Origin of the sequence: Enterobacter sp. 2VL (genome assembly GCF_005503595.1) — a bacterium.
Classification (GTDB): Bacteria; Pseudomonadota; Gammaproteobacteria; order Enterobacterales; family Enterobacteriaceae; genus Enterobacter; species Enterobacter cancerogenus.
This window is the reverse complement of record NZ_SCNE01000002.1, coordinates 174,376-200,046: the sequence shown is the minus strand read 5'-3', so window position 1 is coordinate 200,046 and position 25,671 is coordinate 174,376. Positions and strand designations below refer to the sequence as shown.

Here is a 25,671-nt window from a genome sequence, read left to right as displayed (position 1 = left end):
AAAGGCCCCGAATCTCAGACAACAAAAAACCCATCAACCTTGAACCAAAACGGCGGGGTTGATGGGCTCCACAAATTGGGGACATCAAAGAAAAGCAGTGGCAATAGTTATGACTGCCCCCTTTCTTAAAAGTTCTGCGCATCACGAAAATATTTTCGTCCTTGCGCAAACTTGAGAGTTATCCGAGTCCCGGCCAGATGATGATGATAAGCGTACCCGCCAGCGTCAGCAGGACGTTAGCGATCGCATAGGTGCCTGCGTACCCCAGTGCCGGGATATTGCTGCGCGCGGTATCGCTGATGATTTCCATCGCAGGCGCGCAGGTACGTGCGCCCATCATGGCGCCGAAGAGCAGGGCGCGGTTCATGCGCAGCACGTAGGCACCAAACAGGAAGCAGATCACCACCGGCACCAGGCTGACAATCAGGCCGGACACCAGCATTTGCCAGCCGACGGCGCCCAGGCTGTTGCCAATGCCGCTGCCCGCGCTCAGGCCAACACCGGCCATAAAGACCATCAGCCCGAACTCTTTCACCATGTTGAGCGCACCCTGTGGGATATAGCCGAAGGTCGGGTGGTTGGCACGCAGGAAGCCCAGCATGATCCCGGCGAACAGCAGTCCGGCGGCGTTACCGATGCCAAAGCTAAAGTTGCTGAACTGGAAGGTGATCATCCCGATCATCAGGCCCACGATAAAGAAGGCGCAGAAAGCTAGCAGGTCGGTGACCTGGCTGTGAATGGAGATAAAGCCGATACGGTCTGCAACGGTTTTCACGCGGCGCGCGTCGCCGCTCACCTGTAACACGTCACCTTTGTTGAGCACCACGTTATCGTCGATAGGCATCTCAATCTGGCTGCGGATCACGCGGTTGAGGAAGCAGCCGTGGTCGGTCAGCTTCAGCTGAGCCAGGCGGCGGCCAACGGCGTTGTGGTTTTTGACCACAATCTCTTCGGTGACGATACGCATGTCCAGCAGGTCGCGGTCAAAGACCTCTTTGCCGTTACGGAAGCTCGGGTCGAGGCGCGCATGGGCATCCGGATAACCGACCAGCGCGATGTCATCGCCCATCTGCAGCACCGCGTCGCCGTCCGGGTTCGCCAGAATACCGTTGCGGCGAATACGTTCGATATAGCAGCCCGTCTGGCGGTAAATGCCCAGCTCGCGCAGGTTTTTACCGTCGGCCCAGGCCACCAGCTCTGGCCCTACGCGGTAGGCGCGGATCACCGGCAGGTAAACTTTGCGTTTGGAATCGGTATCCAGACCGCGCTCGCGGGCAATCTGCTGGGCGCTGGTCTGTAGATCCTGATGCTGGAGTTTAGGGAGATAACGCGCGCCGACGATCAGGCTCACCAGCCCAATCAGGTAGGTCAGGGCGTAGCCAAGGCTCAGATGGTCGAGCGCGGTGGACAGTTGCGCTCCGGCCATCCCGGAGTGGCGCAGGGTATCACCCGCACCCACCAGAACCGGGGTGGAGGTCATCGAGCCGGCAAGCATACCCGCCGTCAGGCCAATGTCCCAGCCAAACAGCTTACCCAGGCCTAACGCAATCAGCAGCGCGCTGCCAACCATCACCAGCGCCAGCATCAGGTAATTTTTGCCGTCGCGGAAGAAAATAGAAAAAAAGTTGGGACCCGCTTCAACACCCACACAAAAAATAAACAACATAAAGCCTAAGTTGAGGGCGTCCGTGTTAATGCTGAAATGCTGCTGACCTAATAATAAAGAGACGACTAAAACGCCAATGGAATTACCAAGTTGAACCGACCCGAGGCGTAATTTTCCCAGGCAAAGGCCCAATGCCAGTACCACAAATAATAACAGGATGTAATTCCCATTTAACAAGTCTGCGACGTTTATATTCACGGAGGCTAACTTCTTGTTTACCAGTAAGTTGTTGAATGAAGTGGTTTTTTGGGCTACTGTTTTGGATGACAGGGCAGCGTTTCAGCATTTCCTGTTTCTTTCTTAATTCCCAAAAACACTAGCAGGTGGGTAGTTTAGTCGTATTAGCTAACGACGGCTACTCATTATCGCACAACGCTGTGCGAGCTTTGGCAAGGATTGCCGCAATGCTTTATCTGACTGGGCGTCCACAGGACGAAGGTGTATTTGATAGAGAAACATCAGGAGGATAGTTTGAATTTAAGGCGAAACTGGGTGGGCGCGATCAGCTGTTTTTTGCTGTTTACCGTTGTCTGCCTGTCGTTAGCGTTTAATGTAAAAGGGGCGTTTCGTGCATCCGGCCATCCTGAGCTGGGTTTGCTCTTTTTCATTCTGCCGGGCGCGGCGGCCAGCTTTCTCTCTCGCGGGGGCGAAGTGTTTAAGCCTTTGCTGGGAGCCATACTGGCGGCACCGCTGTGCCTGCTGTTGATGCGGCTGGTATTGACCTCTTCCAGAACCATCTGGCAGGAGCTGGCGTGGCTGTTAAGCGGCGTGTTCTGGTGCGCGCTGGGGGCGCTATGCTATTTATGTATCAGCAGCCTTTTGCAGCGGCGGCACAAACAATAACGCCCTCATAATGAGGGCGTTTTACGCTTACTGAGCAGCAAACAGGCCCAGGTTTTCTTTGGCGTAGGCTTCAAAATCGGTGAAGCCGCCAATGTGTTGCTGGTCGAGGAAAATCTGCGGTACGGTTTCAACCGGTTTACCCACGGTTTTTTCCAGGTCGGCTTTGCTGATCCCTTCCGCGTGGATGTCCACGTAGCGGAAGTTGAAGTCATCCCGCTCTGCGGTCAGTTTCTCAGCCAGTTCTTTTGCGCGCACGCAGTAAGGGCATCCTGGACGACCAAAAATCACTGCAAACATTTCTCTCTCCTCAAAAAACAAGCCTGACGGCGAATACGACGTATAGTGCACGATAACCTGCCGTCATGGAAAGAAGGTTTCACCTGTCGCTTTAATATCTTCGAGCTATGTTTCGCCAATTACAGCGCGCGGATCATTGCCTATACTGGCTGCGATACGTTTTAAGCAAGACAAAGAGAGACACGATGACGCCAACGATTGACCTGCTCCGTTCCCACCGTTCCATTCGCCACTTTACGGATGAACCTATTACCGAGGCCCAGCGCGAAGCCATTATCGACAGCGCGCGAGGAACGTCCAGCTCCAGCTTCCTGCAATGCAGCTCTATTATCCGCATTACCGATCCGGCGATGCGTGAAACGCTGGTGACGCTGACCGGCGGGCAGAAGCACGTAGCCCAGGCGGCGGAGTTCTGGGTCTTCTGCGCCGATTTTAACCGTCACCTGCAAATTTGCCCTGAGGCGGAACTGGGCCTCGCCGAACAGCTGCTGCTGGGCGTGGTCGATACTGCCCTGATGGCGCAAAACGCCTTCACGGCGGCGGAATCGCTGGGGCTGGGCGGGGTTTACATTGGCGGGCTGCGCAATAACATTGAAAGCGTAACCGAGCTGCTAAAGCTGCCAAAACACGTCCTGCCGCTGTTTGGCCTGTGCCTGGGCTGGCCTGCGGATAACCCGGATCTCAAACCGCGTATCCCCGCAGCGATGCTGGTGCATGAAAACCACTACCAGCCGGTCGACCAGGAGGTTCTGAATCAATACGATGAGGAGCTGGCGAACTACTATCTGACGCGCGACAGCAACAACCGCCGCGATACCTGGACTGACCATATCCGTCGCACCATCATTAAAGAGAACCGTCCGTTTATTCTCGATTATCTGCACAAGCAGGGCTGGGCGACGCGATAGTCCATTCATCCTGTGCCTCGCTGCGTGTATGATACGCAGGCTTTTACCAGGTCTTTAGAGAGGTGCAGGGTGAAAATTGCCATATTGTCCCGGGATGGAACGCTCTATTCATGCAGACGCCTGCGGGAAGCCGCGGCGAAGCGCGGGCATCAGATTGAGATCCTCGATCCGATGTCCTGCTATATGAACATCGATCCGGCGGCATCATCGATTCATTATAAAGGCCGCAGGTTGCCGCATTTCGATGCGGTGATCCCCCGCATCGGCTCTCAGATCACCTACTACGGCACCGCCGCGCTGCGTCAGTTTGAGATGCTCGGCAGCTATCCGCTAAACGAGTCCGTCGCCATTTCGCGCGCCCGCGATAAGCTCCGCTCGCTGCAGCTCCTGGCCCGACAGGGTATCGACCTGCCCGTTACCGGCATCGCTCATTCACCGGATGACACCAGCGATCTGATCGACATGGTGGGCGGCGCGCCGCTGGTCATCAAGCTGGTGGAAGGCACGCAGGGCATTGGCGTGGTGCTGGCCGAAACGCGCCAGGCGGCGGAAAGCGTGATCGATGCCTTCCGCGGACTCAACGCCCATATCCTGGTGCAGGAGTATATCGAAGAGGCCAAAGGGCGCGACATTCGCTGCTTTGTGGTCGGCGATGAGGTGGTGGCAGCGATTGAGCGTCAGGCCAAAGAGGGCGATTTTCGCTCGAATCTGCACCGCGGCGGCGTGGCGCGTATCGCAGAGATCAGCGAGCGCGAGCGCGTGATTGCGGTAAAAGCGGCGCAGACGCTGGGGCTGGACGTGGCGGGCGTCGATTTGCTGCGCGCCACGCGCGGCCCGCTGGTGATGGAGGTCAACGCCTCGCCGGGGCTGGAAGGGGTTGAAAAAACCACGGGCGTGGACATTGCGGGCAAAATGATCGCCTGGATTGAATGCCACGCGACCCCGGGATTTTGCCTGAAAACGGGCGGTTAAATAGATTATCGCGCACTTTTTGCGTACTCTAAGCGAAGTTATTATTTAAGAGGCTGCACAGCGATGGATTTACAGGTCGTTCCAACACTGGATACGTTACGTCAATGGCTCGATGATGCCGGAATTACCTTCTTTGAATGCGACTCCTGCCAGGCGCTGCATCTGCCTCACATGCAAAATTTCGACGGTATTTTTGATGCCAAGATCGATCTGATTAATGACGTCATTCTTTTCTCCGCGCTGGCCGAGGTTAAACCCTCTGCACTGCTGGCGCTGGCGTCCGATCTGTCTGCCATCAACGCCAGTTCTTTGACGGTGAAAGCATTTCTCGACATACAGGATGATAATCTGCCGAAACTGGTGGTGTGCGAGTCTTTATTCTCCGGGGCAGGGTTATCCTTCAAGCAGTTTGCCTGGTTTATGCGCATGGGCGAAGAGCAGATTTCCATGGTGATGATGGAAGCTAACGCGCATCACCTGTTGTACAGCGCCGAAGATGATGCAGAGAATAATGATGCATCTCCCACTTTTCTGCACTAACGCTGTCTGAGCATGGCGCAGTCGCTGCCACGGCGGCTGCGTAACGCCATTTTTTCTGCTGTCTTAAACCCTCTTTTCAAGATTATTTCACCTCCTTAAAGGCCATTTCGGCTTATCACATAGACATATTCTGCATAAAAAATTGATGAAAGGCGTTTTTTCGTCTGGGCTATAGCCCGGGACAAGGGCTACAGTTATTCTTGCGATGCTTACAAAAGCGAGCGGATCCTGCCGGAAAAATCTTTTATTCCTTTTCGGCCAGAGCGACAAAGTATGCATGATTCTTGCATATCGTCAGAGTGCACAGTTTTAGTTCGTGTGTTAACGAGCTTTCAGAAGGAATAACGATATGATCGCCTTGAATAAAAAATGGGTATCGGGTCTGGTTGCGGGTGCTCTGATGGCCGTCTCTGCCGGCACGCTCGCTGCGGAACAAAAAACGCTCCACGTTTATAACTGGTCGGACTATATCGCGCCGGACACCGTCGCAAACTTTGAAAAAGAGACCGGCATTAAGGTCGTGTATGACGTGTTCGATTCCAACGAAGTGCTGGAAGGTAAATTGATGGCGGGCAGCACTGGCTTTGACCTGGTGGTGCCTTCCGCCAGCTTCCTGGAGCGCCAGTTGACGGCAGGAGTGTTCCAGCCGCTGGATAAGAGCAAATTATCCAACTGGAAAAACCTCGATCCGGAAGTATTGAAGCTGGTCGCCAAACACGACCCGGACAACAAATACGCCATGCCTTACCTGTGGGCCACCACCGGCATCGGCTATAACGTCGATAAAGTGAAAGCCGTGCTGGGGAAAGACGTCAAGCTCGACAGCTGGGACGTGGTGCTCAAGCCGGAAAATCTTGAGAAGCTGAAAAGCTGCGGCGTCTCCTTCCTTGATGCACCGGAAGAGATTTTCGCCACCGTGCTGAACTATCTGGGCAAAGATCCCAACAGCAGCAAGGCCGATGATTACACCGGCCCGGCCACCGATCTGCTGCTGAAGCTGCGCCCGAACATTCGCTACTTCCACTCCTCTCAGTACATTAACGACCTCGCCAACGGCGATATCTGTGTGGCGATCGGCTGGGCGGGCGACGTCTGGCAGGCAGCAAACCGCGCGAAAGAGGCGAAAAACGGCGTGAATGTCTCTTACTTCATTCCGAAAGAGGGGGCGCTGGCCTTCTTCGACGTCTTCGCCATGCCTGCGGATGCGAAAAACAAAGACGAAGCGTATCAGTTCCTGAACTACCTGATGCGTCCGGAGGTGATCGCCCACATCAGCGACCACGTCTATTACGCCAACGGTAACAAGGCTTCCACCCCGATGGTCAGCGAAGCGATCCGCAATAATCCGGCTATCTATCCGCCAGCGGACGTCTTTGCCAAGCTGTTCACCCTGAAGGTTCAGGATCCAAAAATCGACCGCGTGCGCACCCGTGCGTGGACCAAGGTGAAAAGCGGTAAATAAACCGCTGTCGTAGGCCGGGCAAGCGAAGCGCCCCCGGCAACAGGCGCACCGTTCTGGTGCGCCTGCACCCTGATTTGATCTTTGCCGGAGAACACCCCGTGAATGACGTGATCCCCCGCCCGCAGGCGAAAGTCCGTAAAGCGCTGACCCCGCTTCTTGAAATCCGTAATCTCACCAAATCCTTCGACGGGCAACACGCCGTGGACGACGTGAGCCTGACGATCTACAAAGGCGAAATTTTTGCCCTGCTTGGCCCGTCCGGCTGCGGTAAATCGACGTTGCTGCGCATGCTGGCCGGTTTTGAACAGCCGACCGCCGGGCAGATCGTGCTGGACGGCGTCGATCTCTCCCGCGTGCCGCCGTATCAGCGCCCGATCAATATGATGTTCCAGTCCTACGCGCTGTTCCCGCACATGACGGTTGAGCAGAACATCGCCTTTGGCCTGAAGCAGGACAAACTGCCGAAGGCGGAGATTACCGAACGCGTGGCCGAGATGCTGAGCCTGGTCCACATGCAGGAGTTCGCCAAACGTAAACCGCACCAGCTCTCGGGCGGCCAGCGTCAACGCGTGGCGCTGGCCAGAAGCCTGGCGAAACGCCCGAAGCTGCTATTGCTCGACGAGCCGATGGGGGCGCTGGATAAAAAGCTGCGTGACCGCATGCAGCTTGAGGTGGTGGACATCCTTGAGCGCGTCGGCGTGACCTGCGTGATGGTAACCCACGACCAGGAAGAGGCGATGACCATGGCCGGGCGTATTGCGATCATGAATCGCGGCAAATTCGTGCAGACCGGCGAGCCGGAGGAGATTTACGAGCACCCGACCACCCGCTACAGCGCGGAATTCATCGGCTCGGTGAATGTCTTTGAAGGGCTGCTGAAGGCGCGCGAGGACGACGGGCTGGTGATTGACTCTCCGGGGCTGGTTCACCCGCTGAAGGTTGATCCTGATAGTTCGGTGGTGGATAACGTACCGGTGTACGTCGCCCTGCGCCCGGAAAAAATCATGCTCTGTGACGAGCCGCCAGCCGATGGCTATAACTTTGCCGTGGGTGAGGTGGTGCATATCGCCTATCTGGGCGATCTCTCTATCTACCATGTGCGTCTGCAAAGCGGGCAGATGCTCAGCGCCCAACTGCAGAACGAACACCGCTATCGCAAGGGCCAGCCGACCTGGGGCGACGAAGTGCGCCTGTGCTGGGATGCGGACAGCTGCGTCGTGTTAACGGCATAAGGAGCGATCGTGAGTACACTTGAACCTCCAGCCCGCGTCAAACAACCGGGCGGTTTTCGCCACTGGCTGACGCGTATGCAGATGGCGCACGGGCGCAAGCTGGTGATTGCCCTGCCGTACGTCTGGCTGATCCTGCTGTTCCTGCTGCCGTTCCTGATTGTCTTTAAGATAAGCCTGGCGGAGATGGCGCGGGCGATCCCGCCGTACACCAACCTGATGGACTGGGCCGACGGGCAGCTGACGCTCACCCTTAACCTCGGGAACTTCCTGCAGCTCACCGACGATCCGCTGTACGTGGAGGCTTATTTGCAGTCGCTGCAGGTGGCGGGGATCTCGACGATCTGCTGTCTGCTGCTGGGTTACCCGCTGGCGTGGGCGGTGGCGCACAGTAAACCCTCGACGCGCAACATCCTGCTGCTACTGGTGATTTTACCGTCGTGGACCTCGTTCCTGATCCGCGTCTACGCGTGGATGGGGATCCTGAAAAACAACGGCATTCTCAATAACTTTCTGCTGTGGCTTGGCGTCATCGACCAGCCGCTGACGATCCTGCACACCAACCTCGCGGTGTACATTGGGATCGTTTACGCCTATCTGCCGTTTATGGTGCTGCCGATCTATACCGCCCTGACGCGCATCGACTATTCGCTGGTGGAGGCCTCGCTGGATCTCGGCGCGCGTCCGCTGAAGACCTTCTTCAGCGTGATCGTCCCGCTGACCAAAGGCGGCATTATTGCCGGGTCGATGCTGGTGTTCATCCCGGCGGTAGGGGAGTTTGTGATCCCGGAACTGCTGGGTGGCCCGGACAGCATCATGATTGGCCGCGTGCTGTGGCAGGAGTTCTTCAACAACCGCGACTGGCCGGTGGCCTCGGCGGTGGCGATCGTGATGTTGCTGCTGCTGATCGTACCGATCATGTGGTTCCACAAGCACCAGCAGAAACAGATGGGAGACCACGGATGAACAACTTACCGGTAGTGCGCTCCCCGTGGCGGATCCTGATCCTGATCATTGGCTTCACCTTCTTGTATGCACCCATGCTGATGCTGGTGATCTACTCCTTTAACAGCTCGAAGCTGGTGACGGTGTGGGCGGGCTGGTCGACGCGCTGGTACAGCGAGCTATTCCACGATGATGCCATGATGAGCGCGGTGGGACTGAGCCTGACCATCGCAGCGCTGGCGGCCACGATGGCGTCGATACTCGGGACGATCGCGGCGATGGTGATGGTGCGGTTCGGGCGTTTTCGCGGCGCGAACGGTTTTGCGTTTATGATCACCGCGCCGCTGGTCATGCCGGATGTTATTACCGGGCTGTCGCTGCTGCTGCTGTTTGTCGCCCTGGCGCACGCCATCGGCTGGCCGGCAGATCGCGGGATGCTGACCATCTGGCTGGCGCATGTCACCTTCTGCACGGCCTACGTGGCGGTGGTGATCTCCTCGCGACTGCGGGAGCTGGACCGCTCCATAGAAGAGGCGGCAATGGATCTGGGTGCCACGCCGCTGAAGGTATTCTTCATCATCACCCTGCCGATGATCATGCCGGCGGTTATATCCGGCTGGCTGCTGGCGTTCACGCTCTCTTTAGACGATCTGGTCATCGCCAGCTTTGTCTCGGGGCCTGGCGCTACCACGCTGCCGATGCTGGTCTTCTCCAGCGTACGCATGGGAGTGAACCCGGAGATCAACGCCCTGGCCTCCATCATCCTTGGGGTGGTCGGAATTGTCGGATTTATCGCCTGGTATTTGATGGCGCGCGCGGAAAAACAGCGTGTGCGTGATATCCAGCGTGCAAGACGCGGCTGAAGCATTTAAAATTTCCAGTGAAGTGCCGCGCAAGACGCGGCACTGTTTTTCAGGGAAGTAAAAACATTGGGATTCTTTCAAAAAACACGTCATACGCATGCTCGTCCGAACGTCCCTGCGCTGGTGCAGGTGGCGGCGCTCGCCATTATTATGATCCGCTGTCTGGACGTGTTGATGATTTTCAACACCCTGGGCGTGCGCGGCATGGGAGAATTTATTCACCGCAGCGTCCAAACCTGGAACCTGACGCTGGTCTTTATGAGCAGCCTGGCGCTGGTGTTTATTGAAATTTACTGTGCCTTCTCGCTGGTGAAGGGGCGCAACTGGGCGCGCTGGACCTATCTGCTGACCCAGGTGACTGCCGCCACCTACCTGTGGGCCGCCTCGCTGGGCTATGGCTACCCGGAGCTGTTCAGCATCGCGGGAGGCTCTAAGCGCGAGATATTCCATTCGCTGGTGATGCAAAAACTCCCGGATGCGCTGGTGCTGTGCCTGCTCTTTGCACCCGCCGCAAGCAGGCGGTTTTTCCGTCTGCAATAATGTGTATAATCGCAGCCCCCGCCATTCTTAAGGTTTTCATATGCAGTGCGCACTTTATGACGCCGGTCGCTGCCGCTCCTGTCAGTGGATTGAACAGCCGGTCTCCCAACAACTCGCCGCCAAAATGGCCGACCTTCAGCAGCTCCTGGCTGACCATGCGGTGGGCGAGTGGTGCGCACCCGTTAGTGGGCCAGAGCAGGGTTTTCGCAATAAGGCCAAAATGGTGGTCAGCGGCAGCGTGGAACGACCGCTGCTGGGCATGCTGCACCGCGACGGCACGCCGGAAGATTTAATCGACTGCCCGCTTTATCCAGAATCCTTTAAACCGGTTTTTGCGGCACTCAAGCCGTTTATCGCCCGCGCCGGATTAACGCCCTATAACGTTGCCCGCAAGCGCGGCGAGCTGAAATACCTGCTGCTCACCGAAAGCCAGAGGGACGGCGGCATGATGCTGCGCTTTGTCCTGCGCTCAGAATCCCGGCTGGAACAGCTTCGCGCGGCGCTGCCGTGGCTGCAACAGCAGCTTCCGCAGCTAAAGGTCATCACCGTGAATATTCAGCCGGTGCATATGGCGATCATGGAGGGGGAGAAAGAGATCTTTCTTACCGGGCAGCACGCGCTGGCGGAGACCTTCAACGGCGTGCCGCTGTGGATACGCCCGCAGAGCTTCTTCCAGACCAACCCGACGGTGGCGAGCGCGCTGTACGCCACCGCGCGCGACTGGGTTCGCGCCCTCAATATCGGCCATATGTGGGATCTGTTCTGCGGCGTGGGCGGCTTTGGCCTGCACTGCGCCACCCCGGAGATGCAGCTGACCGGGATTGAAATCTCCGCCGAGGCGATTGCCTGCGCGACGCAGTCCGCCGCCGAACTGGGGTTAACAAACCTCCACTTCCAGGCGCTGGATTCGACCCAGTTTGCGACCGGGCAGGGCAACGTGCCGGAATTAGTATTGGTCAACCCGCCGCGCCGCGGCATTGGCAAACCGCTTTGCGATTATCTGAACCAGATGGCACCGGCGTACATCGTCTATTCCTGCTGCAACGCCCGGACGATGGCGAAAGACATCGCTCACCTGCCGGGCTACCGCATTGAACGCGTTCAGCTTTTTGATATGTTCCCGCATACCGCGCATTACGAAGTGTTGACGTTGTTAGCCAAAGCGTAGGCCGGGTAAGGCGTAGCCGCCACCCGGCAACAAACCCGCACAATGTTCAACAAAATGTGAACTCTTCCCACCCACAAAATCAGGTAAGCTTACCTCATAAGAATTGAATAAAGGCTTACCCATGAAGCAAATCCTGCTGGTGGAGGACGATCGCGATATTGCGGCGCTCCTGCGCCTCAACCTGGAAGACGAAGGCTACACCATTACCCACGAGCCTGACGGGGCTAACGCGTTACGCCTGCTAGAAAAACAGCCCTGGGACGCGGTGATCCTCGACCTGATGCTCCCCAGTGTCGACGGCCTCGAAATTTGTCGCCGCATCCGCCAGATGACCCGCTACCTGCCGGTGATCATTATCAGCGCCCGCAGCAGCGAAACTGACCGGATTACCGGCCTCGAAACCGGGGCCGACGATTACCTCGCCAAACCCTTTTCGGTGCAGGAGCTGATTGCGCGCATTAAAGCGCTGTTCCGCCGCCAGCAGGCGATGGGGCAGGCGCAGAACGACGGACACATTCACGCGCACGGCCTGACGCTGGATCCGCTGGCGCGCACGGTGCGGCTTAACGGGCAGGAGGTTGATCTCACCCCGCGCGAATTCGAGCTGCTCTACTTTTTTGCCCGCCACCCCGGAGAAGTCTTTTCGCGTCTCGAGCTGCTGGAGCAGGTCTGGGGCTATCAGCACGAAGGCTACGAGCACACGGTTAACACCCACATCAACCGCCTGCGGATCAAGATTGAAAAAGATGCTGCCGAGCCGGAGATTGTGCGCACCGTCTGGGGCAAGGGCTATAAATTTGCGGAGCTGAACGACGATGCGCCGCTTTAGCCTGAGCCAGCGCCTGACGCTGCTGTTTATCCTGCTGATGATGCTCTGCGCCACCGTCGCCTGCGCGGTGCAGCTCTACACCAGCATGCAGTACGGTAACGCCATGGTCCAGCGCCTGTCCGGCGGGCTTGCCCAGCAAATTGTGCAGCGTGAGCCGATTCTCGATGCGCAGGGCACCGTTGACCGCAGCGCGCTGAAACCGCTGTTTGACCGGCTGATGACCTTTAATCCGAGCGTCGAGCTGTACGTTATCTCTCCCGATGGTGACGTGCTGGCCGATGCTGCGCCGCCGGGCCATATCCAGCGGCAAAAAATCGACCTTGCGCCCGTGCAGTCCTTCCTGAGCGGCGCCTCAATGCCGGTGCTGGGTGACGATCCGCGCAGCCAGAATAAGAAAGTGTTCAGCGCGACGCCGCTGCGCCAGGACGGGGAGCTGAAAGGCTATCTGTACATCATTTTGCAGGGCGAGGAGTCTAACGCGCTGGCCGGGATGGCCTGGCACAAAGCGCTCTGGAGCACCGTGCTGTGGTCGCTGCTGTGGGTGGCGCTATTTGGCCTGCTGGCCGGCGTTCTGATTTGGTACTGGGTTACGCGTCCGGTTAAACAGCTTACGCACGAGGTGACCGGGCTTGAGCACGACAGCATCACCGCCATCAAACAGCTGGCGGCAGAGCGGCTTGAGCCGGCCCTGAACGACGAAGTCGCGATCCTGCGCAATACCTTTATCGAGCTGGCCCGCAAAATCACCTCTCAGTGGGATCGGCTGGCGGACAGCGACCGCCAGCGCCGGGAGTTTATCGCCAATATCTCGCACGATCTGCGCACGCCGCTGACCTCGCTGCTGGGCTATCTGGAGACGCTGTCGCTCAAATCCGCCACGCTGACCCCGCAGGAGCATCAGCAGTATCTCGCGACAGCCCTGCGTCAGGGGCAGAAGGTGCGTCATCTGTCGCAGCAGCTGTTTGAGCTGGCGCGGCTGGAGCATGGCGGCATCAAACCCCAGCGCGAACGTTTTGCCATGGCGGAGCTGATCTCCGACGTGGTGCAGAAGTTCGAGCTGGCCGCACGCACGCGTGAGCTGAAGCTGCATGTTGACGTGCCGGGGCCGCTGCCGCTGGTCAACGCCGATGTGTCGATGATCGAGCGGGTAGTGACCAACCTGCTGGATAACGCCATTCGCCATACGCCCACCGGTGGCGAGATCCGCCTGACGGTGTGGCAGGAGAATGGGCAGTTGCAGGTTGAGGTGGCAGACAGCGGAACGGGCGTCGATGACGCGCTGCGTGACGATCTGTTTCAGCGTCCTTCTGCGCTCAATCCACAGGCATCGCGGGAAAACCGGGGCGGGTTGGGGCTGTTGATCGTGAGAAGAATGCTGGAACTGCACGGCGGCGGGATTGGGCTGATGGAGTCGGTGAGCGGGGCCAGGTTCAGGTTTTACGTGCCACTGTGAGAAATCGCCGGGTGGCGCTGCGTTTTACCCGGCCTACAGACCACCCCCGTAGGCCGGGTAAGGCGAAGCCGTCACCCGGCAAAAGGAATTACTGCGGGAACCACTGATCGCTGATTTTCTGGTAAGTACCGTCAGCTTTAATCGCTTTCAGCGCGCCGTTCAGTTTCTCCAGCAGGGCTTTGTTGTCCGGACGCACGGCAATGCCAAGACCGGTGCCGAAGTACTGCGGATCGGTCACTTTCTCGGTGGCGGTACCCAGCTGCGGGTTGGTTTTCAGCCACTCGTTAACCACGGCGGTATCGCCAAAGACGCCATCGATACGGCCATTTTTCAGATCGATAATCGCGTTCTGGTAGCTGTCGTAGGCCACGGTTTTCACTTCAGGATGTTTGTCCTGCAGGTATTTCTGATGCGTGGTGCCGTTTTCCATCCCAATGCGCTTGCCTTTCAGCTGATCGAAAGCGGTATAAGCACCTTTCTTCGCAATCACCACGGCTGAGTTTGCGTAGTACGGGTCGGTGAAGGAGACCTGCTTGCTGCGCTCCGGCGTGATGTCCATCCCGGAGATCACCGCGTCATATTTTTTGAATTTCAGAGACGGGATCAGGCTGTCGAACGCGTGGTTCGTGAAGGTGCAGTCGGCCTGCATCTGTTTGCACAGCGCTTTTGCCAGGTCAATATCAAACCCGACGATCTGGTTGCTGGCATCCAGCGATTCAAACGGCGGATAGGTGGCGGAAACGCCGAAATTGATTTTATCCGCAGCGGATGCGCCAGCGGCAAAGGTTGCCAGTAATGCGGCCAGGACTAACTTTTTCATTGTACGACTCCCGTCTGTAGGTCTTATGAAAGTACAATGCCATTTAATGAATTTGTATGCAATATAAATGATTAAATATTTATATCAGGATAAAAAAAAGCGGATAACCAGAAAGTTACCCGCGTTTATTAATCACATTTATGCATTTCTTGCCGGATGGCGCTGCGCTTACCCGGCCTACGATCTGCGCTCGAACGCCAGCGCTTTACGCTCAATCAAACGCATCATCAGGGTCAGCAAACCGTTGACCACCAGATAGACCAGACCCGCCGCGCCAAACACCATCACGTCGTAGGTGCGTCCGTACAGCAGCTGTCCGTGGCCCATCACTTCCATCAGGGTGATGGTGTAGGCCAGGGAGGTACTTTTGAACACCAGCACCACTTCGTTGGAATATGAAGAGAGCGCACGCTTAAAGGCGTAGGGCAGCAGGATCGCCAGGGTGTCTTTCTTGCTCATGCCGAGCGCCCCGCAGGACTGCCACTGGCCTTCCGGGATGGCGCGAATGGCCCCGTAGAACAGCTGGGTGGTGTAGGCCGCACTGTTGAGCGAGAGCGCAATCAGGGCGCACAGCCACGGCTCCGAGAGCAGATGCCAGATAACCGGATACTCCTGCAGCGACGGGAACTGACCCGGGCCGTAGTAAATCAGGAAGATCTGCACCAGCAGCGGCGTACCGGTAAACAGCGTGATATAGGCGCGCACAATCCACACCAGCACCGGCGTTTTCAGCGTCAGGATGATGGTGAAGATCAGCGCCAGGATCAGCGCCACCACGATGGAGGCGACGGTCAGCGTCAGGCTGGTGTGCAGCCCTTTCATCAACTCGGGTAAATAGTCAAGCATCAGCCTGGTCTCCGTTCAAAACGCGTTGCACGCAGATCAATACGCTTGAGGATGTACTGGCTAAGCAACGTGATGACCAGGTAGATAGCCGCCGCCACGATGTACCAGGTAAACGGCTCCTGGGTGCGGGTAGCGATACTCTTGGTTTGCAGCATTAAATCGTTAACGCTGATCAGGCTGACCAGCGCGGTGTCTTTGAGCAGCACCAGCCACTGGTTGCCCAGCCCCGGCAGCGCGTGACGCCACATCTGCGGCATCACCAGACGGAAGAAGATCGCCGCTTTCGACAGCCCCAGCGCCTGGCCGGACTCCCACTGGCCCTGCGGTACCGCTTTCAGCGCGCCGCGCAGGGTTTGCGAGGCGTAGGCGGAGTAGAGCAGGGAGAGGGCAATCACGCCGCACAGGAACGGGCTAACGTCGAAGTTTTCAATCTGCATCTGCACCGGGATCTGTGCAAAGCCAAGATTGATGTTAAAGCCGTCCGACAGGGTTAACAGCAGCTGTGAGGAGCCGAAATAGATAAATAGGACTACCAGAATCTCGGGTAGCCCACGCAGCACGGTCACCAGCGCGGAGCCTGCCCATGCGACGGGACGCCATTTCGCTGACTCCCACACCGCAAAGAACATCGCCAGCACGAGGCCGATAATCAGTGCACAAACGGCAAGGCCGACGGTCATCCCGGCGGCGCTTGCTAAAGGAAAAATTTCATTCATCAGGAATTACTTCTGGAACCATTTTTTGTAGATGGTTTCGTAGGTGCCGTCTTTCTTCACTTTCTCCAGCGCAGCGTTGAATTTCTGCTGCAGCTCGGTGTTGCCCTGACGCACGGCAATGCCCAGACCGGTACCGAAGTAGTCTTTATCGGTCACTTTGTCACCCACGGCGGCCAGCTTGTCGTTGGCTTTCAGCCATTCAGTGACAACTGCCGTATCCCCGAACACCGCATCGATACGACCGTTTTGCAGATCAAGCTTCGCATTCTGGTAGCTGTCATACGGCACGGTAGTGATTTCCGGATGCTTATCCATGATGAATTTCTGGTGCGTCGTGCCGTTCTGCACGCCCACTTTCTTGCCTTTCAGCAGATCAACAGAGGCGTATTTCCCTTTCTGACCGATGAACAGCGCAGAGTTGTCATAGTAAGGGGTGGTGAACAGCACCTGTTTTTCACGCTCAGGGGTGATGTCCATGCCCGCCATTACGGCGTCGATACGACGGAACTTCAGGCTTGGGATCAGGCTGTCGAAGGCCTGGTTGCTGAAGGTACAGGTCGCATCAATCTCTTTACACAGGGCGTTAGCCAGGTCCACATCAAAGCCGACAATCTTATTGTTGGCATCAATGGATTCAAACGGAGGATAAGACGCTTCAGTGGCGAAACGAATGGTCTGAGCTGCGGTAGCGGAAAGGCTGACGCTAGCGAGCAGCGCGGCAATCAATACTTTTTTCATTATCTTTTTCCCTAACACATCAGTGTGATAAGTAGTTTTTGAAGGCGTCGGTTTGCGGTTGAGTGAAACAACTCGCATCACCTTGCTCAACGATATACCCGTTTTCCATGTACACCACGCGGCTGGCGGTTTTGCGCGCCACTTCCACTTCATGGGTAACGATGACCTGCGTAATATTGGTTTCCGCCAGTTCACGAATAATGCTGACGATCTGGGCGGTAATTTCCGGGTCCAGCGCGGCGGTAGGCTCATCAAACAGCAGCACGGCTGGCTCCATCATCAGCGCACGGGCAATAGCCACGCGCTGCTGCTGACCGCCGGAAAGGTGCAGCGGATAACGATCGCTGTACGGCTTAAGGCGCAGACGCTCCAGCAGCTTTTCGGCACGCGCCATCGCCTGGTCTTTGCTTAAGCCAAGCACGCGGCACGGCGCTTCAATAAGGTTCTGCACCACCGTAAGGTGAGGCCAAAGATTGTATTGCTGGAATACCATGCCGACGTTTTGACGCAGTTCGCGGATCGCTTTATCAGAAGGCGTTTTGGCGAAATCGAAATGGTTACCGGCGATCGCCAGCGTACCTGAACGGGGCATTTCAAGCAGATTAAGGACACGCAGAAGAGAGCTTTTACCCGCGCCGCTTGGGCCAAGTAAAACCAGGGTTTCGCCTTCGGGGCAGCTCAGCGTGATGTCGAACAGCGCCTGGTGTGCGCCGTAGAAGCAGTTAATGCCGTTTAGTTTAATACTCATCGGGGCAGTCTTTACTCATCCAGGCAATCTATAGCAATTGAGGCCGCAGATAGTACCGTTGACAGAATAGTTATGCAATATTTCTGCGTTAAAAGTTAAATATAACCCGTTAACTCCTCTAAACATAGCACAAAATAGCGATGCCCTAAGACCGCGAGAATAAATGTCGGCATTCCATCAGAAATGCCGGACATTTTACCGGGTTAACACATTTCCACCGATGGGTTTAGCGGTTCTCAATCGACTGGCGAAGCGTGCCCGCCGGGGCATGAACGTTGCCGCCGATGTAGCGCACGTCGTCAACGGCCCAGCACTGGCCCTCGCGGATCATCAGCACTTCATCCTGCCAGGTCTGGGAGCCCTGGGTCAGTTTTACGCGCAGTGGAATATTGCGCGCATCGGTGTTTGGGATGGTGGACGCACTTGAGACCTCGGCGCTGTCCGGCAGCGTTGCACGGCTTGAGAACGGATCGGCGCTCAGCAGGGCGTTATGCTGAGGATTACGCGACGCATCGTTAAGCAGTTTTGCCAGGCCGTCGCTCAGGTAAGGGCGCAGGGCAGTCATGTCGTTACCGCGATGCTGAATGCGATAATCATAGAATTGCTGCGCGACGGCATCCGGGCCACCCTCGATGCAGGGGCCGCTGCGGGTACCAATATCCTTAAAGGCGGGTGTCACCGGGGTGGTGCACGCGCTGAGCACCAGCGCGCAAGGCACTAAAAGCGTTAAAGCAGAGTAGCGCATGTTGATTTCCTTATTTATTAACTATCCTTTCAATCATAGCGTAACGAACCGATAATGCTGATGAAGTTATGGCCTAAGGCATTGAACGCTAAAGAAGGAGATTAACCATGCAATTTTCAACGACCCCAACCCTGGAAGGGCAGCCTATTACCGAATATTGCGGCGTCGTCACGGGTGAAGCCATTCTGGGTGCCAACATCTTCCGCGACTTTTTTGCCGGGATCCGCGATATCGTCGGCGGACGTTCTGGCGCGTATGAGAAAGAGCTGCGTAAGGCGCGAGAAATTGCCTTCAAAGAGCTGGGCGAGCAGGCGAAAGCTCTCGGGGCGGATGCGGTAGTCGGCATTGATATCGACTACGAAACCGTCGGCAAAGATGCCAGTATGCTGATGGTCAGCGTCAGCGGTACGGCGGTGAAAACCCGTCGATGAAACGTACGCTCTCAACGCTCCTGCTGGCGCTGATGCTGGCAGGCTGTGCCACGGAAAAAGGCATCGTTGATAAAGGTGCCTACGAGCTGGATACACGCCATCAGGCGCAGGCGGCCTACCCGCGTATCAAGGTGCTGGTTATTCACTATACCGCCGATGATTTTGATACCTCGCTTGCCACGCTGACGGACAAAAATGTCAGTTCGCACTATTTGATCCCCGCCCGCCCACCCGCGCCCGACGGCAAACCGCGCATCTGGCAGTTGGTCCCCGAAAGCGAGCTGGCCTGGCATGCGGGCATCAGCTTCTGGCGCGGAACCAATCGCATAAACGACACCTCGATAGGCATTGAGCTGGAAAATCGCGGCTGGCAAAAAGCGGCTGGCATGAAGTATTTCGCGCCGTTTGAACCGGCACAGATCGCCGCGCTGATCCCGCTCGCCAAAGATATTGTCGCCCGCTACAACATTAAGCCCGAAAACGTGGTGGCCCATGCGGATATTGCCCCGCAGCGCAAAGACGATCCGGGGCCGCTTTTCCCGTGGCGTGAGCTGGCGCAGCAGGGCATTGGCGCCTGGCCCGATCCGCACCGCGTCGCCTTTTACCTGGACGGACAGCCGCCTTATCAGGCGGTGGATACCGCCGCACTGCTCGGGTTGCTGGCGCGCTATGGCTACGAGGTGCCGGAAAACAGCACTGCCGCGCAGCAAAAGCGCGTCATTATGGCTTTCCAGATGCATTTTCGCCCGCAGCGCTGGGACGGTGTAGCCGATCGGGAAACGATGGCCATCGCCGAAGCGCTTTTAGAAAAATACGGACAGGGGTAATCCTTCGGGATTACTCCGAACCTGGTCGTTTTACATTTACTTTCATCAGATTAATCCTAGATTCAATCTAAATTAATTTTTAGTAAATTGACTTAAATTTACCCGCATTTAATATAGACACATAGCTTGCTAAGTAATCATAAAAATAAACAAGACGATTTTCTCTCTTTTCTTTTTTTTGCCTATCAGGATCTCTTTTTTAGGTTTCGGTTTCTTCCGTAACCTCATTTTATTTTAACTTTAATCTTATGCGGGTATAACAATGTTAAGTATTTACGGTAAAAAATTACGTCCACAACAGGAAATGGAAGCCATTATTTCTGCAACCTCAGGTTATGAAGAAAAAACCTTAAAGAAATGGCAAAAAATTTCCACAGCCGATTCAGGCAAAATCCATATCATCGTCAGCGGTGATGTGGAATTCCGCCGAGAATCTGACGAGCTGTGCATGTTCTCACTGCAGGGGCAGTGCATCTTCGGCCTCTCGTCCATTTACTACAACTCCTCCCATATGTACGGCCTGGTGCGGTCCAACACGGTGGTACGCTCCATCGACAAAGAAGAGTTCATGTCGTTAATGACCGACAAAAACCTGTGGCCACAGCTGACGAAAGTGCTCTCCTGGTACATCTGCATGCTCAGCAAGCGTGACGATGTTCTCGTTGCCCGCAGCGCCTATTCGGTTGTACGTGAATTCCTGTTAGAAATTAATGAACTGATTGTTCATCATCAACGCGATATTAACGTTTATGATTATATTCAGGAATACACCAACCTGGCCCGCAGTACCATCATTAAAATTCTCTCCGACCTGAAAAAAGGTCAATATATCGTGGTGGAAAAAGGACGTCTCCTGAATCTTACTACGCTGCCAGAAAAATATTAATTACTCCAGCCGATCTCCTTTTTGACTTAAAGGGGACGGCGCTTTCTCCTGATGAGTATCGTTAATATGTGATATATCCTGCGTTTCATCAATCGGTGGCGCGGGCGTTTTTCCTTGAGAATAATCTTGCTGTTGTTCTTTTAATGCCTTCATAAACAACGTCTTCAGGGACGATGAATCGTCATCGGACTCTGCGCTCGCCGCGTCATGTTCTTCCGTTCCGGGCAGGGTATCCCGCGAGGTATCGTGCTCGGGTTCTGCAACGCCGTCCGGCGCCTGCTGCCAGTCTGCATCGTCACTGTTAATCGGCACATCCTGCATCGCGGGAACATCCTCATGCACCGGGATCGGCTTAGGCTGCGGATGCGGGAACGGCTTGCTGACATAAATGTAATGCATATCAGACAAGGTGGCTTCCGGCTTCACCGTGTTGACCTTCGTTGTGACCGGCGCAGGGTGGCGCAGGTTCCAGTAAACGTGCGCGTACAGTCCTGCGCCAATCAGGACGCACAGCCCCAGCAGCCATAAGAAGGTGGTGCCGAAGATTTTTTTCAGGCCGGGGAAGCGATACGAAAACCAGACCGCTTCCCCGGTCTCGTAGCTGCGCTGGGCAGCGAGACATATCGTAGACATTATGATTTCTTCTCTTGCGTGGTCGCATCCGATCCCGACTGCGATGCCTGGATCAGCACGCTGGGGGTAGTATTGGTTTCACGCATCAACTGCATCAGCGTATCTTCGCCGGGGATGCCATCGACATGGAGATCCATTTTTTGCTGGAACTCACGGGTGCGTTTCATCATTTCAGCGGTCCAGCTCTGCGCGTGGGTTTCAGGCTCCGCAAGCGCCTGGCTCAGCTGCTGATCGAGCCATTCCAGATCTTTACCGCTGCTGGCAGCGCTGATTTCGTCTTTGCCCTGCGGCGTCAGGCGATGCAGCTGGGTGTAGTTCCCCGTTGCATGCTGGTTATACCAGTTGCGGGTCACCTGCCAGGTCCGACCGTTCATTAAGAGATCCAGGGTGTTATCCCCGACGCGGGCGACAACGGCATAGTTAAGGTGGCCGCCGGTGTGCATTTCGCTGACCCACGGATACCCCTCTTTTGCCAGTTCGCTCAGCGGCGCGTTGCCCTGGCGACACATCAAATTAACCTTCGATGCGTTCTGGCACAGCGCATCGTCGGCGGAAGCGTCATACCCCCACATCTGATAAAGCTGATGCATGGCATCCGGCTGGTTAACCACTTCGTGGTCGATAACCGGCACAACCGGCGCCGTTTTATGCGGCGTCTGCTGTTTCCAGCTCACCGGGACGGGCAGCTGCACCGGCAGTTTTGCGGTGATCGCCGAGGTCATATACCAGCCGCAGGCGGCAAACAGCACCGACGCAAATAAACCGACGGTCGCCAGGCGCGTCCCGTGTTTTTTGGCCGGTAAAATTTCGCTGGTGGCCAGACGTAAATGACGTGGACCCACCGCCGACGCACGCTCTGTCCAGGCGGCAAGCAGGGCGAGATGGGCCAGGGCGTTGAATTTGCTGATGCTGCCTTTGGTCAGCGTATGCATTTTGCGCACGCGGGCCGGGGCGAGCGGTGACGTTTCACCGCCGTTGTCTTCGCACTGGGCCTGAACATAGCTCAGGGTTTCGCGGCAGGTCATGGTACGCAGGGTGTGGTGGGTGTGGACATACTCCTGAAGGCCGGAGTGCTGCATCAGCACCGCTTCCTGCTCGGCTGACCCCATCAGCACAATCGACAAGCGAAACTCCAGCTCCTGTGCGCGGGTCAACAACATGCCCAGGACCTCACGGCAGTTATCCTTCATGGCTTCCATGTGAGAGACGATCACCACTTTGCCGGCAGGTTTGCGTGAAGAGGCAAAGTCCTGCCACTGGCGGATCACGGCGTCGATGGCCTGAATGCGGGTTTTACTCTCTTTCGTACCCGGACTGAGCTTGTACAGCAGGCTACTGGCGCTCAGTTTAGGGAAAGCGTTAATCGCAAGGACCGTCTGGCTGTGAGATTTCAGCGCATCGCTGAATTCGCCGAGCAGGGGGGCATCGTTGCAAAAGAGTCCCGTAATACCCGCCTGCTGGGTTTTTTCCTTCAACAGATTAAAGATGTCCTGATGATAAGGCACAAAAAAATCACCCGAGGCGCGAGTGACTTTTTTAAACGGCGGCTTCTGGAAATTAAAATGACTCTGATACATACGACTTACCGTCTCTTCACATGAATAGCAATAGTGCAGAAAAGTACGTTAAGCCCGTCGGGTGGTCAATTTGCCATCAGGGTAAAAATAACCTGTTGTGACCCTCTAACATCCCGTTTTTTCTCGGTCAATATTTTTCTTCATCAAAGTTAATGGCGAAGCAGGTGGTCGCTTCGCGAGCAGATAATTACTATTTATGTCACATATTGGCGCAGCACGATGCTGCTTATTATCGCTTTGCTAAAGGCCAGATGAATAATGAGGTTCTCATTTCTTCCCCGGTTGATGATGCCCTGTATTATGTTTTTGACCCTGATTTTTTGCGGTCAGCAGGGATACGTCATCTTTAAAGATTATAAAAGAGTGTCAAACAAACTGGCGAACGCGAATGTAAAACCGCAAAAAAAACGTCAGGATGAAAAAGCGTTTGCGCTTTTCACCGCCGCCGTCCGTCAGCAAAGTCTGCCCGCTGCGGCAAAAGCCCCACTGGCTGCTGAAATCGAAGGTATTGTCAGCAGCGACGAGGCGTGGCTGTCGTTTGCCGTGATTAAAACGCCTGCGGGCCAGAAAAGCTACCGGGAGGGGGAAAACCTCACCGGATTTGACGATGCGTATATCGAAGAAATTAACCGCGATAACGTGGTGGTCAACTACGCAGGCACCGAGCAGGTGCTGGCGCTCAAAAAACCAGACTACTTTAAGGGCGGCGTCGACAGCGGCCCGGTAACCAAATCGACAAAAGATCCGGGCGCGGAAAATCTGCATCTGGATGATTATCTGGTACTAAAACCGTTAATCGAAAAGGGCGAACTGGAGGGATACAACATCAATCCACGCAATGCCTCTGCCTTTTATAGCCACTCCGGCCTGCAAAAAGGCGACGTGGCGATAAAAGTCAATTCTGTCGATATGACCAAACAAGCTGAAGCAAAAAACATTATTGCCAGCTGGTCAAAAATGAAAGAAGCGGAGGTCGTTGTGAAACGTCACGCTCACCTTGAAAATATTCGGGTTAATGTTCTAAACAATTAACAAGTGTACATACATGAAGAAATTTCCATGGGCGTGCGTGGCGCTGACCGCATTGTCGTTATATTCCGGTTCGCTGTTTGCAGCTAACTTTAGCGCAAGTTTTAAAAATACCGATATCCGTGAATTTATCGATACGGTCGGTCGTAATCTTAATAAAACGATTCTGGTCGATCCTTCCGTTCAGGGAACGGTCTCGGTCAGAACCTATAACGTGCTGTCGGAAGATGAATATTATCAGTTCTTCCTGAGCGTGCTGGACCTGTACGGCCTGTCGGTGATCCCGATGGACAACGGGATGGTGAAAGTGGTGCGCTCAAGCGTAGCACGTACCGCTGGCGTGCCGCTGGCGGACAGCAAAAACCCCGGCAAGGGCGATGAGATCATCACCCGCGTCGTGCGGATGGAAAACGTGCCGGTGCGTGAACTGGCCCCGCTGCTGCGCCAGCTTAACGACGCCTCGGGCATCGGTAACGTGGTGCATTTCGAGCCGTCTAACGTGCTGCTGTTAACCGGTAAAGCCTCGGTGGTAAACCGCCTGGTGGACCTGGTGCAGCGCGTTGACAGAGACGGCGTGCAGCGCCGTGAGATCGTGCCCCTGCGCTACGCCTCTGCCAAAGAGCTGTCGGAAATGTTGAATAACCTCAACAACGAAGAGCAAAAAGGGCAGAACGCGCCGCAGCTGGCGACCAAAGTGGTGGCCGACGACGAAACCAACAGCCTGGTGATCAGCGGGTCGGAAGATGCGCGTTCGCGCACCCGCACCCTGATCGGTCAGCTGGATCGCGAGCAGAACAACGAGGGTAACACCCGCGTCTTCTACCTGAAATATGCTAACGCCGCCAAGGTGGTTCCGGTGTTGACCGGCATCGGCGAGCAGCTGAAAGACAAACCGGGCGCGCCGAAAAGCAAAACCGCCACGGCCTCAAGCGATCTGAACATTACCGCCGACGAGTCCACCAACTCGCTGGTGATCACCGCCCAGCCTAACGTGATGAACTCGCTGGAAAAAGTGATCGACAAGCTCGATATCCGTCGTCCGCAGGTGCTGGTGGAAGCCATCATTGCGGAAGTGCAGGACGGTAACGGCATGGATCTGGGCGTGCAGTGGACCGGTAAGCACGGTGGCGTTCAGTTCGGCGCAACGGGCCTGCCTATCAGCCAGGTGAAAAACGGCACCATGAAAGGCACCGCGTTCACCGGCCTGGCGACCGGCTTCTTCAACGGCGACTTCGGTGCGCTGGTGACCGCGCTCTCCACCGGGTCGAAGAACGACATTCTCTCTACGCCGAGCGTCGTGACGCTGGATAACAAAGAAGCGTCGTTCAACGTGGGTCAGGATGTGCCGGTACTTTCCGGTTCTCAGACCACCAGCGGCGACAACGTCTTTAACTCCGTGGAGCGCAAGACGGTGGGTACCAAGCTGAAGATTGTGCCGCAGATCAACGACGGTGACATGATCCACCTGAAGATTGAGCAGGAAGTGTCCAGCGTGGACGCCAGCGCCACCGAAGATGCGAGCCTCGGCCCGACCTTTAACACCCGCACCATCAATAACGAAGTGATGGTACACAGCGGCCAGACCGTGGTGCTGGGCGGCCTGATGGAGAACGTCACCAAAGAGACCGTCTCCAAGGTGCCATTGCTGGGGGATATCCCGCTGGTGGGCCAGCTGTTCCGCTACACCTCCGAGGATACCTCGAAGCGTAACCTGATGGTGTTTATCCATACCACGGTGCTGCGCGACGACGATAACTACAGCGCCGCGTCGAAGGAGAAATATGACCAGATCCGCGCGCGTCAGCAGCAGCGTCTGGAAGAGCAGAAGCTTGGGATCGTGACGAACGCCAACAACCCGGTGATGCCCGCATACCCGAGCGAGCCGTCAGTGAGCGCTGCGCCGGTGAAAGCCAGCGCAACCACGACGCGTAATCCGTTTAAACAATAAGGCGGAGGCGCA

The 25,671-nt window shown here is 56.1% G+C and carries 27 protein-coding genes; 17 read left to right on the top strand and 10 right to left on the bottom strand.

The genetic code is table 11. The features are described from left to right. Positions 1–178 precede the first annotated feature (178 nt). A complete protein-coding gene (locus FFS28_RS05355) occupies positions 179–1,864 on the bottom strand; it encodes an aspartate:alanine antiporter (RefSeq protein WP_006174289.1) in 1,686 nt (561 codons plus the stop codon). A 273-nt stretch (positions 1,865–2,137) separates the two neighbouring features. Between FFS28_RS05355 and FFS28_RS05350 the strand changes: the two genes are divergently transcribed. Next, positions 2,138–2,509, top strand: a complete 372-nt coding sequence (locus FFS28_RS05350) for an inner membrane protein YbjM (RefSeq protein ID WP_042319396.1) — start codon at positions 2,138–2,140, stop codon at positions 2,507–2,509. 27 nt (positions 2,510–2,536) lie between these two features. Here FFS28_RS05350 and FFS28_RS05345 read toward each other — a convergent pair whose 3' ends face one another. Then, positions 2,537–2,806, bottom strand: a complete 270-nt coding sequence (locus FFS28_RS05345) for a GrxA family glutaredoxin (RefSeq protein WP_042319398.1) — start codon at positions 2,804–2,806, stop codon at positions 2,537–2,539. A gap of 185 nt (positions 2,807–2,991) precedes the next feature. Here FFS28_RS05345 and nfsA point away from each other — a divergent pair, with 185 nt between their 5' ends. The 11 genes from nfsA (at position 2,992) to FFS28_RS05290 (ending at position 13,715) form a co-directional block, all read left to right on the top strand. Further along, on the top strand, positions 2,992–3,714 hold the full coding sequence (gene nfsA, locus FFS28_RS05340; protein WP_042319399.1) for a nitroreductase NfsA: 723 nt from the start codon (positions 2,992–2,994) through the stop codon (positions 3,712–3,714). A gap of 69 nt (positions 3,715–3,783) precedes the next feature. Further along, a complete protein-coding gene (rimK, locus tag FFS28_RS05335) occupies positions 3,784–4,686 on the top strand; it encodes a 30S ribosomal protein S6--L-glutamate ligase (protein ID WP_042319402.1) in 903 nt (300 codons plus the stop codon). 63 nt (positions 4,687–4,749) lie between these two features. Next, positions 4,750–5,226, top strand: coding sequence for a YbjN domain-containing protein (locus FFS28_RS05330; protein ID WP_006174300.1), 477 nt, complete (start codon positions 4,750–4,752; stop codon positions 5,224–5,226). Between the two features lie 349 nt (positions 5,227–5,575). Next, on the top strand, positions 5,576–6,688 hold the full coding sequence (gene potF / locus FFS28_RS05325; protein ID WP_058610361.1) for a spermidine/putrescine ABC transporter substrate-binding protein PotF: 1,113 nt from the start codon (positions 5,576–5,578) through the stop codon (positions 6,686–6,688). 98 nt (positions 6,689–6,786) lie between these two features. After that, entirely contained in the window at positions 6,787–7,920 is a 1,134-nt protein-coding gene (gene potG, locus FFS28_RS05320; protein WP_058610382.1) for a putrescine ABC transporter ATP-binding subunit PotG, read from the top strand. A gap of 9 nt (positions 7,921–7,929) precedes the next feature. Then, positions 7,930–8,883: a putrescine ABC transporter permease PotH gene (gene potH / locus FFS28_RS05315; RefSeq protein WP_042319404.1), complete on the top strand. Its 954-nt coding sequence runs from the start codon at positions 7,930–7,932 to the stop codon at positions 8,881–8,883. Continuing rightward, the gene (gene potI / locus FFS28_RS05310) at positions 8,880–9,725 is read left to right on the top strand and encodes a putrescine ABC transporter permease PotI (protein WP_006174306.1); all 846 of its coding nucleotides are present in this window, start codon (positions 8,880–8,882) and stop codon (positions 9,723–9,725) included. The genes potH and potI overlap by 4 nt, the downstream gene beginning before the upstream one ends. Before the next feature lie 42 nt (positions 9,726–9,767). Next, positions 9,768–10,265, top strand: coding sequence for a YbjO family protein (locus FFS28_RS05305; protein ID WP_088207598.1), 498 nt, complete (start codon positions 9,768–9,770; stop codon positions 10,263–10,265). A gap of 40 nt (positions 10,266–10,305) precedes the next feature. Further along, the gene (rlmC, locus tag FFS28_RS05300; RefSeq protein ID WP_137848983.1) at positions 10,306–11,433 is read left to right on the top strand and encodes a 23S rRNA (uracil(747)-C(5))-methyltransferase RlmC; all 1,128 of its coding nucleotides are present in this window, start codon (positions 10,306–10,308) and stop codon (positions 11,431–11,433) included. Between the two features lie 121 nt (positions 11,434–11,554). Next, entirely contained in the window at positions 11,555–12,262 is a 708-nt protein-coding gene (locus FFS28_RS05295; RefSeq protein WP_137848982.1) for a response regulator transcription factor, read from the top strand. Next, positions 12,249–13,715 (top strand): sensor histidine kinase, encoded by a 1,467-nt coding sequence (locus FFS28_RS05290; protein WP_137848981.1) that lies wholly within the window; start codon positions 12,249–12,251, stop codon positions 13,713–13,715. Before FFS28_RS05295 ends, FFS28_RS05290 begins: the two co-directional genes overlap by 14 nt. A gap of 88 nt (positions 13,716–13,803) precedes the next feature. On the opposite strand, the gene artJ is transcribed toward FFS28_RS05290, so the two are convergent. From artJ to FFS28_RS05260, 6 genes are all read right to left on the bottom strand, one after another. Then, positions 13,804–14,535 (bottom strand): arginine ABC transporter substrate-binding protein ArtJ, encoded by a 732-nt coding sequence (artJ, locus tag FFS28_RS05285; protein WP_006174316.1) that lies wholly within the window; start codon positions 14,533–14,535, stop codon positions 13,804–13,806. 177 nt (positions 14,536–14,712) lie between these two features. Further along, the gene (artM, locus tag FFS28_RS05280) at positions 14,713–15,381 is read right to left on the bottom strand and encodes an arginine ABC transporter permease ArtM (RefSeq protein ID WP_058610354.1); all 669 of its coding nucleotides are present in this window, start codon (positions 15,379–15,381) and stop codon (positions 14,713–14,715) included. Next, positions 15,381–16,097 (bottom strand): arginine ABC transporter permease ArtQ, encoded by a 717-nt coding sequence (gene artQ / locus FFS28_RS05275; RefSeq protein ID WP_006174319.1) that lies wholly within the window; start codon positions 16,095–16,097, stop codon positions 15,381–15,383. The genes artM and artQ overlap by 1 nt, the downstream gene beginning before the upstream one ends. Before the next feature lie 6 nt (positions 16,098–16,103). Then, positions 16,104–16,835, bottom strand: a complete 732-nt coding sequence (gene artI, locus FFS28_RS05270; protein ID WP_006174322.1) for an arginine ABC transporter substrate-binding protein ArtI — start codon at positions 16,833–16,835, stop codon at positions 16,104–16,106. Positions 16,836–16,854: 19 nt separating this feature from the next. Continuing rightward, positions 16,855–17,583 (bottom strand): arginine ABC transporter ATP-binding protein ArtP, encoded by a 729-nt coding sequence (gene artP / locus FFS28_RS05265; RefSeq protein ID WP_006174323.1) that lies wholly within the window; start codon positions 17,581–17,583, stop codon positions 16,855–16,857. Positions 17,584–17,809: 226 nt separating this feature from the next. Beyond that, positions 17,810–18,328, bottom strand: coding sequence for a lipoprotein (locus FFS28_RS05260; protein WP_006174325.1), 519 nt, complete (start codon positions 18,326–18,328; stop codon positions 17,810–17,812). 107 nt (positions 18,329–18,435) lie between these two features. On the opposite strand from FFS28_RS05260, the gene FFS28_RS05255 reads away from it, so the two are divergent. From FFS28_RS05255 to FFS28_RS05245, 3 genes are all read left to right on the top strand, one after another. After that, a complete protein-coding gene (locus FFS28_RS05255; protein WP_006174327.1) occupies positions 18,436–18,759 on the top strand; it encodes a heavy metal-binding domain-containing protein in 324 nt (107 codons plus the stop codon). Further along, a complete protein-coding gene (locus tag FFS28_RS05250) occupies positions 18,756–19,586 on the top strand; it encodes an N-acetylmuramoyl-L-alanine amidase (RefSeq protein WP_137848980.1) in 831 nt (276 codons plus the stop codon). The genes FFS28_RS05255 and FFS28_RS05250 overlap by 4 nt, the downstream gene beginning before the upstream one ends. A 262-nt stretch (positions 19,587–19,848) precedes the next feature. Next, a complete protein-coding gene (locus FFS28_RS05245; RefSeq protein ID WP_137848979.1) occupies positions 19,849–20,472 on the top strand; it encodes a helix-turn-helix domain-containing protein in 624 nt (207 codons plus the stop codon). Here the strand turns inward: FFS28_RS05245 and FFS28_RS05240 are convergent, their stop codons facing one another. Together FFS28_RS05240 and FFS28_RS05235 are read right to left on the bottom strand one after the other, a co-directional pair. Then, positions 20,473–21,105 (bottom strand): type II secretion system protein GspB, cryptic system variant, encoded by a 633-nt coding sequence (locus tag FFS28_RS05240; protein WP_101737973.1) that lies wholly within the window; start codon positions 21,103–21,105, stop codon positions 20,473–20,475. Beyond that, positions 21,105–22,682: an ExeA family protein gene (locus tag FFS28_RS05235; protein WP_137848978.1), complete on the bottom strand. Its 1,578-nt coding sequence runs from the start codon at positions 22,680–22,682 to the stop codon at positions 21,105–21,107. The genes FFS28_RS05240 and FFS28_RS05235 overlap by 1 nt, the downstream gene beginning before the upstream one ends. 300 nt (positions 22,683–22,982) lie before the next feature. Between FFS28_RS05235 and gspC the strand changes: the two genes are divergently transcribed. Continuing rightward, positions 22,983–23,714, top strand: a complete 732-nt coding sequence (gene gspC / locus FFS28_RS05230; RefSeq protein ID WP_137848977.1) for a type II secretion system protein GspC — start codon at positions 22,983–22,985, stop codon at positions 23,712–23,714. A gap of 13 nt (positions 23,715–23,727) precedes the next feature. Beyond that, on the top strand, positions 23,728–25,659 hold the full coding sequence (gene gspD / locus FFS28_RS05225; RefSeq protein WP_006174339.1) for a type II secretion system secretin GspD: 1,932 nt from the start codon (positions 23,728–23,730) through the stop codon (positions 25,657–25,659). The last annotated feature ends 12 nt before the right edge of the window (positions 25,660–25,671 follow it).

Bases quoted from the DNA above. Each gene is read 5' to 3' on its own strand.
- artP (WP_006174323.1), bottom strand. From the start codon at position 17,583: ATGAGTATTAAACTAAACGGCATTAACTGCTTCTACGGCGCACACCAG.
- FFS28_RS05250 (WP_137848980.1), top strand. From the start codon at position 18,756: ATGAAACGTACGCTCTCAACGCTCCTGCTGGCGCTGATGCTGGCAGGC.
- FFS28_RS05330 (WP_006174300.1), top strand. From the start codon at position 4,750: ATGGATTTACAGGTCGTTCCAACACTGGATACGTTACGTCAATGGCTC.
- nfsA (WP_042319399.1), top strand. From the start codon at position 2,992: ATGACGCCAACGATTGACCTGCTCCGTTCCCACCGTTCCATTCGCCAC.
- artI (WP_006174322.1), bottom strand. From the start codon at position 16,835: ATGAAAAAAGTATTGATTGCCGCGCTGCTCGCTAGCGTCAGCCTTTCC.
- FFS28_RS05245 (WP_137848979.1), top strand. From the start codon at position 19,849: ATGTTAAGTATTTACGGTAAAAAATTACGTCCACAACAGGAAATGGAA.
- FFS28_RS05235 (WP_137848978.1), bottom strand. From the start codon at position 22,682: ATGTATCAGAGTCATTTTAATTTCCAGAAGCCGCCGTTTAAAAAAGTC.
- FFS28_RS05290 (WP_137848981.1), top strand. From the start codon at position 12,249: ATGCGCCGCTTTAGCCTGAGCCAGCGCCTGACGCTGCTGTTTATCCTG.
- FFS28_RS05295 (WP_137848982.1), top strand. From the start codon at position 11,555: ATGAAGCAAATCCTGCTGGTGGAGGACGATCGCGATATTGCGGCGCTC.
- artM (WP_058610354.1), bottom strand. From the start codon at position 15,381: ATGCTTGACTATTTACCCGAGTTGATGAAAGGGCTGCACACCAGCCTG.
- artJ (WP_006174316.1), bottom strand. From the start codon at position 14,535: ATGAAAAAGTTAGTCCTGGCCGCATTACTGGCAACCTTTGCCGCTGGC.
- FFS28_RS05260 (WP_006174325.1), bottom strand. From the start codon at position 18,328: ATGCGCTACTCTGCTTTAACGCTTTTAGTGCCTTGCGCGCTGGTGCTC.
- potF (WP_058610361.1), top strand. From the start codon at position 5,576: ATGATCGCCTTGAATAAAAAATGGGTATCGGGTCTGGTTGCGGGTGCT.
- FFS28_RS05240 (WP_101737973.1), bottom strand. From the start codon at position 21,105: ATGTCTACGATATGTCTCGCTGCCCAGCGCAGCTACGAGACCGGGGAA.
- FFS28_RS05345 (WP_042319398.1), bottom strand. From the start codon at position 2,806: ATGTTTGCAGTGATTTTTGGTCGTCCAGGATGCCCTTACTGCGTGCGC.
- FFS28_RS05255 (WP_006174327.1), top strand. From the start codon at position 18,436: ATGCAATTTTCAACGACCCCAACCCTGGAAGGGCAGCCTATTACCGAA.
- gspC (WP_137848977.1), top strand. From the start codon at position 22,983: ATGTTTTTGACCCTGATTTTTTGCGGTCAGCAGGGATACGTCATCTTT.
- rlmC (WP_137848983.1), top strand. From the start codon at position 10,306: ATGCAGTGCGCACTTTATGACGCCGGTCGCTGCCGCTCCTGTCAGTGG.
- artQ (WP_006174319.1), bottom strand. From the start codon at position 16,097: ATGAATGAAATTTTTCCTTTAGCAAGCGCCGCCGGGATGACCGTCGGC.
- potI (WP_006174306.1), top strand. From the start codon at position 8,880: ATGAACAACTTACCGGTAGTGCGCTCCCCGTGGCGGATCCTGATCCTG.
- gspD (WP_006174339.1), top strand. From the start codon at position 23,728: ATGAAGAAATTTCCATGGGCGTGCGTGGCGCTGACCGCATTGTCGTTA.